Annotated in this window: 13 protein-coding genes; 7 read left to right on the plus strand and 6 right to left on the minus strand. The window is 63.3% G+C overall.

The features are described from left to right. Positions 1-305: 305 nt before the first annotated feature. The 7 genes from ACSW29_RS28185 (at position 306) to ACSW29_RS28215 (ending at position 7,547) form a co-directional block, all read left to right on the plus strand. Complete coding sequence (locus ACSW29_RS28185; protein WP_448278877.1) at positions 306-2,036, plus strand: nitrite/sulfite reductase; 1,731 nt, start codon at positions 306-308, stop codon at positions 2,034-2,036. Next, positions 2,033-2,746 carry a phosphoadenylyl-sulfate reductase gene (locus ACSW29_RS28190; RefSeq protein WP_448278878.1) on the plus strand — a complete coding sequence of 238 codons (714 nt, stop codon included), beginning with the start codon at positions 2,033-2,035 and terminating at the stop codon, positions 2,744-2,746. Before ACSW29_RS28185 ends, ACSW29_RS28190 begins: the two co-directional genes overlap by 4 nt. Further along, positions 2,743-3,678 carry a sulfate adenylyltransferase subunit CysD gene (cysD, locus tag ACSW29_RS28195; protein ID WP_020908199.1) on the plus strand — a complete coding sequence of 312 codons (936 nt, stop codon included), beginning with the start codon at positions 2,743-2,745 and terminating at the stop codon, positions 3,676-3,678. The genes ACSW29_RS28190 and cysD overlap by 4 nt, the downstream gene beginning before the upstream one ends. Then, positions 3,678-4,964, plus strand: coding sequence for a sulfate adenylyltransferase subunit 1 (locus ACSW29_RS28200; protein WP_448278879.1), 1,287 nt, complete (start codon positions 3,678-3,680; stop codon positions 4,962-4,964). Before cysD ends, ACSW29_RS28200 begins: the two co-directional genes overlap by 1 nt. A gap of 4 nt (positions 4,965-4,968) precedes the next feature. Continuing rightward, the gene (locus tag ACSW29_RS28205) at positions 4,969-5,724 is read left to right on the plus strand and encodes a sirohydrochlorin chelatase (protein ID WP_448278880.1); all 756 of its coding nucleotides are present in this window, start codon (positions 4,969-4,971) and stop codon (positions 5,722-5,724) included. Between the two features lie 94 nt (positions 5,725-5,818). Further along, positions 5,819-6,595 carry a DUF998 domain-containing protein gene (locus ACSW29_RS28210; RefSeq protein WP_347874087.1) on the plus strand — a complete coding sequence of 259 codons (777 nt, stop codon included), beginning with the start codon at positions 5,819-5,821 and terminating at the stop codon, positions 6,593-6,595. A 55-nt stretch (positions 6,596-6,650) separates the two neighbouring features. Next, a complete protein-coding gene (locus tag ACSW29_RS28215) occupies positions 6,651-7,547 on the plus strand; it encodes a universal stress protein (RefSeq protein ID WP_448278881.1) in 897 nt (298 codons plus the stop codon). A 122-nt stretch (positions 7,548-7,669) separates the two neighbouring features. Here ACSW29_RS28215 and ACSW29_RS28220 read toward each other — a convergent pair whose 3' ends face one another. From ACSW29_RS28220 to ACSW29_RS28245, 6 genes are all read right to left on the minus strand, one after another. Further along, entirely contained in the window at positions 7,670-8,707 is a 1,038-nt protein-coding gene (locus ACSW29_RS28220) for a sulfate/molybdate ABC transporter ATP-binding protein (protein ID WP_448278882.1), read from the minus strand. Further along, positions 8,704-9,510, minus strand: a complete 807-nt coding sequence (cysW, locus tag ACSW29_RS28225) for a sulfate ABC transporter permease subunit CysW (RefSeq protein ID WP_283304165.1) — start codon at positions 9,508-9,510, stop codon at positions 8,704-8,706. Before cysW ends, ACSW29_RS28220 begins: the two co-directional genes overlap by 4 nt. Next, the gene (gene cysT / locus ACSW29_RS28230) at positions 9,507-10,355 is read right to left on the minus strand and encodes a sulfate ABC transporter permease subunit CysT (RefSeq protein WP_283304164.1); all 849 of its coding nucleotides are present in this window, start codon (positions 10,353-10,355) and stop codon (positions 9,507-9,509) included. Before cysT ends, cysW begins: the two co-directional genes overlap by 4 nt. A gap of 7 nt (positions 10,356-10,362) precedes the next feature. Next, entirely contained in the window at positions 10,363-11,394 is a 1,032-nt protein-coding gene (locus ACSW29_RS28235) for a sulfate ABC transporter substrate-binding protein (RefSeq protein ID WP_347874090.1), read from the minus strand. A 196-nt stretch (positions 11,395-11,590) separates the two neighbouring features. After that, positions 11,591-11,680: an Ms4533A family Cys-rich leader peptide gene (locus tag ACSW29_RS28240; RefSeq protein WP_309599318.1), complete on the minus strand. Its 90-nt coding sequence runs from the start codon at positions 11,678-11,680 to the stop codon at positions 11,591-11,593. Between the two features lie 123 nt (positions 11,681-11,803). Continuing rightward, a complete protein-coding gene (locus ACSW29_RS28245) occupies positions 11,804-12,010 on the minus strand; it encodes a hypothetical protein (protein WP_003944489.1) in 207 nt (68 codons plus the stop codon). Positions 12,011-12,044 lie beyond the last annotated feature (34 nt).

Raw genomic sequence — 12,044 nt, forward strand, 5'->3', positions numbered from 1 at the left:
TCGTGTCTGCACCTGTGTAGCTGTTGATCTTTCACTGATCTACCAGCCTTTCCCGCTCATCTCCATCTGCTTCACCGAAACAATCTCTGCAGAGACAGTTCGTTTCGAAGACAAGTCATTTCAGAGATACAGCTTCTCCAGCTGTTCGTTTTCGTGAGCACACCTGCCGGCCGCGAGCTTTCCGAGATCGAGGACAGCCCCCTCGATTTCTGACACGGACCGGTGCGTCCCGATCAGACACCGCCACAGTTCGTCGATAGTGCGTGCCGCGTGCCGATCAACCGCCCAGATCCAGGAGTTCATCGATGACGTCGACCACCGACGCCGCCACACCCGCCGATTCGGAAGCAGCTGCCGAAGCCCGGCCTGCACGCGCTGCGCGTCCCGCCAAGCGTCGCGCCGAAGGTCAGTGGGCCCTCGGTTACCGTGAGCCGCTCAACGCCAACGAGCAGGCCAAGAAGGACGACAACCCGCTCAATGTTCGGGCCCGCATCGAGAACATCTACTCCAAGCAGGGCTTCGACAGCATCGACAAGGGCGACCTTCGAGGCCGCTTCCGCTGGTGGGGTCTCTACACCCAGCGCGAAGAAGGCTATGACGGCACCTTCACCGGCGACGAGAACATCGACCTGCTCGAGGCCAAATATTTCATGATGCGCGTGCGTTGCGACGCCGGCGCTCTGAACGTCGAGCAGCTGCGCACCATCGCCGGCATCTCGAAGGAATTCGGCCGGAACACCGCCGACCTGTCGGACCGCGAAAACGTCCAGTTCCACTGGATCGAGGTCGAGAACGTCCCGGAGATCTGGAAGCGCCTCGAAGCCGTCGGACTCAAGACCACCGAAGCGTGCGGTGACTGCCCCCGCGTCGTCCTCGGTTCTCCCCTGGCCGGCGAATCGCTCGACGAGGTCCTCGATCCCACTCCTGCGATCGACGAGATCGTGCGCCGTTACATCGGCGACCCCAAGTACTCCAACCTGCCGCGCAAGTTCAAGACCGCCATCTCCGGTCAGCAGGATGTTGTTCACGAGATCAACGACATCGCCTTCATCGGCGTGAACCACCCCGAGCACGGCCCCGGCCTCGACCTCTGGGTCGGCGGCGGCCTGTCCACCAACCCGATGCTGGCACAGCGCGTCGGCGCCTGGATTCCGCTCGACGAGGTCCCGGACGTCTGGGAGGGTGTCGTCTCGATCTTCCGTGACTACGGCTACCGCCGCCTGCGCGCGAAGGCAAGGCTCAAGTTCCTCATCAAGGACTGGGGCATCGAGAAGTTCCGCGAGGTTCTCGAGACCGAGTACCTGAAGCGCCCGCTCATCGACGGCCCGGCGCCGGAGAAGCCCAAGCGCCCGATCGATCACGTCGGCATCCAGAAGACCCGCAACGGCCACAACGCAGTCGGTTTCGCTCCGATCGCCGGCCGCGTCTCGGGAGACATCCTGGCTCAGGTCGCCGACGCCGCGGAGAAGGCCGGCAGCGACCGGATCCGCTTCACGCCGTACCAGAAGCTGATCATCCTCGACGTCGCCGACGAGACCCTCGAGCCGCTCATCGCCGATCTCGACGCGCTGGGCCTTCCCGCCCGTCCGTCGCACTGGCGCAAGAACCTGATGGCCTGCTCCGGCATCGAGTTCTGCAAGCTCTCGTTCGCCGAGACACGCAAGCGTTCGCAGGTGCTCGTGCCCGAACTCGAACAGCGTCTCGCCGACATCAACAGCCAGCTCGACGTGCCGATCACCATCAACATCAACGGTTGCCCCAACTCCTGCGCTCGCTCGCAGATCGCCGACATCGGCTTCAAGGGTCAGCTCGTCGACGACGGTGAGGGGAATCAGGTCGAGGGTTTCCAGGTTCACCTGGGAGGCAGCCTCGGATTCGACAGCGCCTTCGGACGCAAGCTGCGCCAGCACAAGGTCACCAGCGTCGAGATGGGTGACTACATCGACCGCGTCGTACGTCAGTTCGTGAAGAACCGCAACGAAGGTGAACGGTTCGCCGAATGGGCAGTGCGCGCAGACGAAGGAGATTTGCGATGACAGTGGACATTTCGCGAGCAACTGCCGACGAGCTTCGGTCCATCGCCGAGCGCGGTGCCGTAGAACTAGACGGAGCCAACGCCCAGGAACTGTTGCAGTGGACCGAGGACACGTTCGGTGACTCGTACATTGTTGCGTCGAACATGCAGGACGGAGTGCTGGTTCACCTTGCCGCACAGGTGCATCCGGGCGTCGACGTACTCTTCCTCGACACCGGCTACCACTTCCCGGAGACCATCGGCACGCGTGACGCGGTCGAGCAGGTCTACGGCGTCAACGTCATCAATGCGCGTGCGCTGGCAAGCGTCGCCGAGCAGGATGTCGCCGAGGGCAAGGATCTGTTCGCCCGTGATCCCAACCGCTGCTGCGCATTGCGCAAGGTCGCGCCCCTCAAGCAGACGCTGTCCGGCTACAGCGCGTGGGTGACCGGCATCCGCCGCGTCGAAGCTCCCACCCGCGCCAATGCTCCCCTGATCTCCTTCGACGAGGCCTTCGGACTCGTGAAGATCAACCCGATCGCTCCGTGGTCGGACGAGGAGATGCAGAACTACATCGACACCCATTCCATCCTCGTCAATCCTCTTGTCGACGAGGGCTATCCGTCCATCGGCTGCGCACCCTGCACCAGCAAGCCAGCCCCCGGCAGCGATCCACGTAGCGGTCGTTGGGCCGGTGCCTCCAAGACAGAATGCGGGTTGCACGCATCATGACAGTTGACTTGACACTTTCACGTCCTCAGCTCGACGGCACACAGTTCGATACTCTCGACGCCCTCGAGTCCGAAGCGATCCACATCTTCCGAGAGGTGGCCGGCGAGTTCGAACGCCCGGTCATTCTCTTCTCGGGCGGCAAGGACTCCACCGTGCTGCTGCATCTGGCGATCAAGGCCTTCTGGCCTGCGCCGCTGCCGTTCACCCTGCTGCACGTCGATACCGGCCACAACCTGCAGGAAGTTCTCGACTTCCGCGACCACGTGGTGGCCAAGTACAACCTGCGCCTGCACGTGGCGAGCGTCGAGGAGTACATCGCGGACGGTCGCCTCACCGAGCGTCCCGACGGTATCCGCAACCCGCTGCAGACCGTGCCGTTGCTGGACGCGATCTCCGAGAACCGCTTCGACGCCGTATTCGGTGGTGCTCGCCGCGACGAGGAGCGGGCCCGCGCCAAGGAGCGGATCTTCTCGCTGCGCAACGCTTTCGGTCAGTGGGACCCCAAGAAGCAGCGCCCGGAACTGTGGAACCTGTACAACGGTCGCCACTCCCCCGGCGAGCAGGTGCGAGTCTTCCCGCTCAGCAACTTCACCGAACTGGACATCTGGCGTTACATCGCCCGCGACAACGTCGAACTCGCCAGCATCTACTACGCCCACCAGCGTCCGGTGTACCAGCGAGACGGCATGTGGATGACGCCCGGCGTCTGGGGTGGACCGGCTGACGGCGAAGAGCTGCAGACCCTTTCGGTGCGTTACCGCACCGTCGGCGACGGTTCGACCACCGGCGCAGTCCTCTCCGATGCGGCTGACAACGAGGCCATCCTGGCCGAGGTTGCGGCATCACGTTTGACCGAGCGCGGCGCAACCCGTGGCGACGACCGAGTTTCCGAAGCGGCCATGGAAGACCGCAAGCGAGAGGGCTACTTCTGATGGGCGATCTGCTCAGACTGGCAACTGCCGGCAGCGTCGACGACGGAAAGTCCACCCTCGTGGGCCGTCTGTTGTACGACACCAAATCCGTTCTCGCCGACCAAATCGACGCCGTCACCCGCGCGTCGGTGGACCGTGGTCTCGACACCCCTGACCTCTCGCTGCTGGTGGACGGTCTTCGCGCCGAGCGCGAGCAGGGCATCACCATCGACGTGGCGTACCGCTACTTCGCGACCCCCAAGCGCACGTTCGTGTTGGCCGATACACCGGGCCACGTGCAGTACACCCGCAACACGGTCTCCGGTGCCTCGACGGCGCAGCTCGTGATCTTGCTGGTCGATGCCCGCAAGGGTGTCATCGCACAGACACGCAGGCACGCAGCAGTTCTCGCGCTCCTCGGTGTTCCGAAGCTGGTTCTCGCCGTGAACAAGATCGACCTCGTCGAGAACCCCGAAGAGGTCTTCACCACGATCTCCGCCGAGTTCAACGAACTCACCAGTTCTCTGGGCTGGGCGAGCGAAGATGTCGTGGAGATCCCGGTGTCTGCCCTGCACGGAGACAACGTCGCGATCCGCTCGGAAAAGACCCCGTACTACACCGGTCCCACGCTGATCGAGCACCTCGAGTCGATTCCGGTCGACGCCGAGCCGCATCGCGTCGGCCTGCGTTTCCCGGTGCAGTACGTGATCCGTCCCCGCACCGCCGAGTTCCTCGACTACCGCGGCTACGCCGGTCAGGTTGCCGCCGGTTCCGTCGTGCCCGGCGACGAAGTGGTGATCCTGCCCTCGGGTACGCGCACCACCGTCACACGTATCGACACGGCCGACGGCGAACTGGACGTCGCCCACGCGGGACGCAGCGTCACGTTGATCTTGGCTGACGACGTCGACGTCTCACGCGGCGACACCATCGCGTCGCCGTCTGACGCACCCGAGCCGATCGGCGAATTCGACGCCACTGTCTGCTGGCTGGCCGAGAAGTCGCTGCGCCCCGGTGCACGATTGCTGCTCAAGCACGGCACGCGTACGACGCAGGCCATCGTGGGCAGCTTGGTGGAGCGCTTCAACGAGCAGGACCTGACCACAGATCAGGGCCCGGACACTCTCGAGCTCAACGAGATCGGCAAGATCTCGATCCGAGTTGCCGAGCCGATCGTGGCTGACGACTACGCCGTCAACCGCCACACGGGCAGCTTCCTGCTGATCGATCCCGCGGGCGGGAACACCCTCGCCGCAGGCCTTGTCGGCGACGTCATCTCCGCCGTCGAATTGGGCGAGCGCGTCTAAGTAGATGGTTCCGCTCATTGCTGTTGCGCACGGAAGCCGCGATCCCCGTTCAGCTCGGGTGATCGCGGCTGCCGTCGCGGCTCTTCGTGAAACGCGGCCCGATCTCGACGTCCGGATGGCTTTCCTCGATCTCAACGCGCCATCCATCGATCAGGTCCTCGATGGTGTTGCTGCCGACGGACACACGCAAGCTGTCGCTGTCCCCATGTTGCTGGGCAATGCGTTCCATGCTCGGGTAGATCTGCCCGGGCTCTTGGCCGCAGCCGCGATCCGCCACCCCCAACTGACCGTGTTCCAAGCTGACGTACTGGGTCGCGATGCTCGGCTGATCGAGGCCGTGCGTGAGCGAATCCTCGAAGCAGGTGCCCAGCTGGACGATCCGTCGGTGGGGGTCGCTCTTGCGGCAGTCGGCTCGTCCGACGCGCGCGCCAACGCCGCAACCGCAGAATTGGCGTCCACACTTCTGACCGGAACCAACTGGTCGGGTGTTCGAATCTGCTTCGCCACATCCGCGGAACCGACAGTTGCCCAGGCGATCTCCGCTCTCGAGCAGGACGGCGCCGAACGTGTTGTCGTTGCACCGTGGTTCTTGGCTCCCGGCCTACTGACCGACCGACTCAGCGCTGCCGCAGCAACGGCATGTCCGCGCGCGCGTTTCGCCGACACGATCTGTGGGCACTCTCTATTGATCGAAACGATGATCGACCGTTACCGACAAGTCGCTGATGCACTACCCGACCGTCTGGTCCGCTCCGCCTGATCCGGTTTCACAGGCCGTTATCAGATTGTTACCGTAGTGTTGGACCTGTCCAGCTCGCGAAGGCACCTCCTTCGCCTGCGAAACAGATCTTTGGGTGCAATCCCCTCAGAGCGCCGCGAGAGGGAACACCATCACTCATAATCTTCGCCTCGGCACAGCTGGCATCGCATGGGTCCTGTCGGTGCTCTACCTGCTTGTCGAAATCTTCACGGCCGGAGCCTGGAAGACGCCGTACAGCTTCGCGCGCGACTCCATCAGTTCGCTGGGCGTGACGACATGCAGCGTGGATTCGTGTTCGCCGATGCACGACGTCATGAACGCGGCTTTCATGATTCTCGGTGCGCTCACCATCCTCGGTGCGGCCTTGCTGCACAAGTACATTCCGGACGGTCGTGCGAAGAAGTGGATTCTCGGTCTTGCCGTCGTCGTTGCACTGAGCACCGCGGCCACCGGCCTCTTCCCGGCCAACGACGGAACCTTCGTTCACTGGACTGCCGTGTTCCCCGGCTTCGTCGCCCGGCATGCCGTTCTCGTACTCATGGCCATTTCTTTCTGGCGTCATCGTAGGTGGATCGCAGTGTGGTCGGGGCTGTGCGCGGCTACCGGAATCGTCGGCGCCGTACTGCTTCTCGGACGAACCCTCACCTTCGGCCTCGGTGAACGCCTGACGCTGTACCCACTGCCTATGTGGATGGCCGTCACCGGCGTCGCAGCCCTGCTCGCATTGATGCGCCGAACCGTGTTGAAGAACGTGGAACTGACACTGCCCGGTAACGGATTCATCACCGCTCTGTTGTCGTTGCGACCGCGTCGATCTCGCGCAGCAGTGCCCACCGACGTTCTCGCACCACGGGAGCTGACCAGTTTGTAGCGAACCGGGGGTGAGCAGGGACACACTGGTAAGCAGGCGACGCGAGGAGACTTCCATGACCAGTGCACCTGTTCGACACGGAATCGTGGCCGGTATCGACGGCTCGGCAAGCGCGGTCAACGCCGCGAGGTGGGCAGCATCGGCTGCAAAGAGATTCGACGAACCACTTCGCCTGACCCACGTGCTGCCAGGACAACCCGAGTCCGGTGGAGGTACCAACGTCACCGACGAAGAGATGTTCGACCACCACCTTCGCATCGAGGGTGCAAAACTGCTCGACGAGGCCGAGGACGCCATCCGCGATGATCACACCGACGTCACCATCGAACGTGGCCTCCTGACTGGTACTCCCGCAACCACACTCGTCGAACTCTCGAAGTCGGCTCGCATCGTTGCACTGGGTCAGGCCGGCACCAGCGAAATGCAGTCCGTGTTTCTTGGATCCGACACCATTCGGGTGGTCAACCGTGCGCACTGTCCCGTGGCCGTATTCCGAGGTACGGGTGATCACGCGATGGCCGACACCAGGCCCATCGTCGTCGGCGTCGACGGGAGCAAGCTCAGCGAACTCGCCGTCGCCCATGCTTTCGAATTTGCCGCGTTCCTCGATGCACCGTTGGTTGCGGTCCACACGTGGAACGAGCACGCCTCGCTGGGCGGGTACTCCGAAGCCAGGCGCTTCGTCGACTGGGGTCCGTACGAGCAGCATGAGCACGCACTGCTGTCCGAGTGCCTCGCCGGCTGGACGGAGAGGTACCCCGACGTCGAAGTCACCCGCAGCGTCCAACGCAGTGGACCGATGAAGGCGCTGCTCGAGCACTCAGCGGAGGCGCAGCTCGTAGTCGTCGGTAGCCATGGCCGCAGTCCGTTCATGGCGTCGATCGTCGGTTCGACCAGTCAGAGCCTGATCCACCACGCCCAGTGCCCGGTCCTCGTTTGCCGCGAGGGCTGAACACGCACAGCTGCCGCACCCCCATTTCTGAGCGAACGGCACTTTCGGCGCCTTCAGTAGACCGAAAGTGCCGTTCGCTCAACCGGGAGTGGGGGTGAAACAGGCCAAACAGGGCGAGCAGGTCAGACCTGGCCGACGACGCTCACCGTGACCGGCTCCTGCACCGGGGTCTCCGGCAGATCCGGCACCCGAGTTGCCCGGGCGTACACCGTCTCCCCAGCCTCGAGGTGCAGCGCTGCACTGTCACCGCGCGTGACCTGAGCCGAGAACAGCTCACCGGTTGCCTCGTTGCGCAGGTCGACCCGAACCTCGAAGCCGAGGTACACGACGCGCTCGACGGTTGCGCGTGTGACGCCGAGGGACTCGGCCGTTCCGGACTCCTGAGCGAGAGCCATGCTCGGATCGCGGCCGAGGCGGATGTCGTGCGGACGGACCAGCTGCCCGTTGAGCTTCGCGACGGATCCGAGGAAGGACATCACGAAGTCGTTGGACGGGCGGTCGTACAGGTCGGCAGGTTCACCGATCTGCTCGATTCGCCCCTTGTTCAGCACTGCGATCCGGTCTGCGACGTCGAGAGCCTCTTCCTGGTCATGGGTGACCAGGACGGTGGTGACGTGCACCTCGTCGTGCAGGCGACGCAACCACGTGCGCAGGTCGGCACGGACCTTCGCGTCGAGCGCGCCGAAGGGCTCGTCGAGCAGGAGCACCTGCGGATCCACCGCCAGAGCGCGCGCCAACGCCATGCGCTGACGTTGACCACCGGACAGCTGCGCGGGGTACCGATGCTGAAAGCCGTCGAGGCCGACGATCTCGAGAAGTTCGTTGACCTTCTTCTCGATCTCCGGCTTCGGGCGCTTGCGGATCTTGAGCCCGAACGCCACGTTGTCGCGCACGGTCATGTGCTTGAACGCCGCGTAGTGCTGGAACACGAAACCGATGTCACGCTTCTGCGGCGAGACGCCGGTGACGTCCTTGCCTGCGATGGTGATGGTTCCCGAATCGAGCTCTTCGAGCCCGGCGATCGAACGCAGCAACGTCGACTTTCCCGAGCCGCTGGGCCCGAGCAATGCTGTCAACGAACCCGAGGGAATGTTGACCGTCACGTCGTCGAGCGCCGCGAAATCACCGTAGTTCTTGCGGGCCCCGGTCACTGTGATCATGTGGTGCTCCTCTTACGGTCCAGCAGCGTCATCAGCAACAGGACAATGATGGCGATGCCCATCAGCAGCGTTGCCGCCGAATACGCACCAAAAGTGTTGTGGTCGTCGATGTATCGCGAATGCACCAGCAATGTCAGTGTCTGGGATACCCCCGGGAAGCCGGAAGAGACCATGATGACTGCGCCGAATTCACCGAGCGAACGCGCCACCGTCAACACGATTCCGTACGTCAAGCCCCAACGGATCGCGGGCAAGGTGATCCGCCAGAACGTCTGCCAGCCCGAGGCACCGAGCGTCGCGGCCGCTTGTTCCTGCTCGTCGCCGATCTCGTGAAGTACGGGTTCGACTTCCCGGACGACGAAGGGCAGCGTCACGAAAATCGTCGCGATCACCATGCCGGGCAAGCCGAAGATGACCTTGAACCCCAACGATTCGATCCCGCCGAACCAACCGTTGGCACCCCACAGAAGAATCAAGGACACACCGACGACGACGGGCGAGACCGCGAACGGCAGGTCGACCACAGACTGCAGAACTCCGCGGCCCGGGAACCGACCACGCACAAGAGCGAGTGCGGTGACGACGCCGAACACCACGTTCACGGGAACCACGATCGCCACGATGATCAGCGAGAGATTCAGCGCCGAGATCGCTGCCGGTGTCGTGATCGATTCGATGAACGGACCGATCCCGTTCTCGAACGTTCGTGTCAGGATCACGCCGATCGGCACGACCAACAAGACGAACAGGTAGACGAGAGCGATGGTCCTCAGACCGATCTTCGATCCTCTGGACACGTTCATCGGGAACTCTCCTCACGTCGCTGTCCGCGCGAAGCGAAGATTCGCAGGACGAACAGCGTCACGAATGCGATGGCGAGCAACGCTACCGAGACTGCAGCGGCGTTGGTCGGACGATCGATCTCGATCTGCTGCTGAATGTACTGCGACGTCATCTGTGTCACTCGCGGGATGTTGCCGCCGATGAGGACGACGGAACCGTATTCACCGATCGCTCGCGCGAACGCGAGTCCCGCGCCGGAGATGACGGCAGGCGCCAGCGTCGGAAGAACGACGGAGCGAAAGATCGTCCAGTTGGAAGCGCCCAACGATGCAGCTGCTTCCTCGACCTCACGGTCGACCTCCATCAGCACCGGCTGCACAGAGCGAACGACGAACGGCAAGGTCACGAAAGCCAGCGCCACGATCAGACCGGGCTGAGTTGCATTGAGGTGGATGTCGATCGGCGACTGCGGGCCGTAGAGGGACAACAGCACGATCGACGCCACGATGGTCGGCAACGCGAACGGCAGGTCGATCATCGAGTTGACGATGCGCTTGCCCGGAAAGTCGTCCCGGACCAGTACCCACGCGATGATCGTGCCCATCACCACGTTGAGCAATGCGACGATCACCGAGACGAACAACGTCACGCGCAACGACGCCAAGGCAACGGGTGCGGTGACGGCGTCCCAGAATCCGGAGATCCCCTCGTCGAACGCGGTGGCGGTCAACGCGGCGAGCGGAAGCAGAACGATCACGGAGAGCCACAGGGTGGCAACTCCGATTCCGAGCGGCCCCACACTCCCCGTGACCCGCGCGAGTTTTCGCCGACGAGCCACGGGGGTGGGGTCAATAGTGTCAGTCACGTCAGTCTTACTTGGTCGCGTTGTCGTAGATCACTGCGATCGAACCGGTGTCCTTGGTGAACAGAGCACTGTCCACGGCCTTCCAGCCGCCGAGGTCTGCAATGGTCCACAGCTTGGTCGGCTCGGGGAACTTGCCGGTGAACTTGGCAGCGACGGCGGGATCGACGGGACGGAATCCTGCTTCGGCCCAGAGCGTCTGGCCCTCGGTCGTGTACAGGTAGTCCTTGAACGCTGTTGCCTTGTCCAGGACCTTGCTGTTCGAGATCACGGCAACCGGGTTCTCGATCTTGAAGGTCGTGGGTGGGGTGACATGCTCGACCGGGTCGCCGTTGCCCTCGATGAACAGTGCCTCGTTCTCGTAGCTGATCAGAACATCGCCGCTACCCTGCAGGAAGGCTTCCGAAGCCTCGCGTCCCGACTTGGGCTGGATCTTGACGTGGTCGTTGACCAAGGCGGTGACGTAGTCGAGGCCCGCTTGCGGGTTCTTGCCACCGTCGCTCTTCGCGGCGTACGGCGCCAAGAGGTTCCACTTGGCCGAGCCGGAACTGAACGGGTTCGGCGTGACGACCTCGAGGCCGGGCTGAAGCAGGTCGTCCCAGTCCTTGATCCCCTTCGGGTTGCCCGGACGGGTCACGATGGTGACAACCGATCCGAACGGAATTCCGTTGTAGGCGTCCTGGTTCCAGTTCTGATCGACCAGACCGGCATCGACCAGGCGGGTGATGTCAGGCTCGACGGAGAAGTTGACGAAGTCGGCCTCGGCACCGTCCTTCACCTTGCGCGACTGGTCGCCCGAGGCACCGTACGAAGGGTTGAAGTTGACGTTCTTGCCCTCGTCGGTCGCCTGGAAGGCTGCGGTGAGCTTGTCGAAGCCGGGCTTCGGCACGGCGTAGGCGAACAGGTTGATCGTGCCGGCGCTACCGTCGCCGGCGGCGCTGTCACCACCTACGGTGTCGCTCGAGCCACCACTGCACGCTGTGAGTACCACGGCCCCCATGGTCGCGATAGCAGTGAGAAGTGTGCGGGAACGGCGTTTCATTGCAGATACCTTCCTGAAAGGACTGACAAACGAGGGTTGATCAAACGACAAGTCCGAGACCTCTGGGGCTGAATCCATCGCGACGTTCAGACATGAAAAGCCGACGGGCAAAGAGCCCTGAATCGGGGGCGCGAGCTACGCGCAGAGAAGTTCGAGTGGGGTGCGCAGCACCACCGGAGAGGTCGAACTCAGGAAATCAACAACAGGCGACGTCAGCGACGTCGAGCATGCCGACAGCAATCAACGCCAACTGGTGGCGGATTACGGGAGCTGTTGCTTCGGACACGCGGTGGACTTTAGCAGAGCACCGGCGCCCGCTCTAATCGGGAGAACTAGCGGGTGAGAAGCCACGCCACGATCACGAGGAGAATCAGGGCGATCAGGGCGAGAGTGACCCGTGAGCGGGGCATCAGCTTTCCTCTACTTCTCGAGAATTCCTACGCAACCAGCCGAACAGCGGCAGAGCGAGTACGGCGGCCAACGCGCGATCCAGACCGATGGCCACCAGGCGGCACAGCGGAACGACGACGATCAGGACCAATGCGACCTGCGGGATGAACGGGAGCCCCGCCATCCACAGCTCGAAGCTGTCCCACCAATCCGCTATCCGATCCACGCCATCACCCTATCCTTCGACCGAAACAGTCCCG

The organism is Rhodococcus sp. GB-02, from assembly GCF_053470465.1.

Excerpts from the sequence above, each read along its gene's own strand:
- ACSW29_RS28185 (WP_448278877.1), top strand. The coding sequence starts at position 306 with ATGACGTCGACCACCGACGCCGCCACACCCGCCGATTCGGAAGCAGCT.
- ACSW29_RS28190 (WP_448278878.1), top strand. The coding sequence starts at position 2,033 with ATGACAGTGGACATTTCGCGAGCAACTGCCGACGAGCTTCGGTCCATC.
- cysD (WP_020908199.1), top strand. The coding sequence starts at position 2,743 with ATGACAGTTGACTTGACACTTTCACGTCCTCAGCTCGACGGCACACAG.
- ACSW29_RS28200 (WP_448278879.1), top strand. The coding sequence starts at position 3,678 with ATGGGCGATCTGCTCAGACTGGCAACTGCCGGCAGCGTCGACGACGGA.
- ACSW29_RS28205 (WP_448278880.1), top strand. The coding sequence starts at position 4,969 with ATGGTTCCGCTCATTGCTGTTGCGCACGGAAGCCGCGATCCCCGTTCA.
- ACSW29_RS28215 (WP_448278881.1), top strand. The coding sequence starts at position 6,651 with ATGACCAGTGCACCTGTTCGACACGGAATCGTGGCCGGTATCGACGGC.
- ACSW29_RS28220 (WP_448278882.1), bottom strand. The coding sequence starts at position 8,707 with ATGATCACAGTGACCGGGGCCCGCAAGAACTACGGTGATTTCGCGGCG.
- cysW (WP_283304165.1), bottom strand. The coding sequence starts at position 9,510 with ATGAACGTGTCCAGAGGATCGAAGATCGGTCTGAGGACCATCGCTCTC.
- ACSW29_RS28235 (WP_347874090.1), bottom strand. The coding sequence starts at position 11,394 with ATGAAACGCCGTTCCCGCACACTTCTCACTGCTATCGCGACCATGGGG.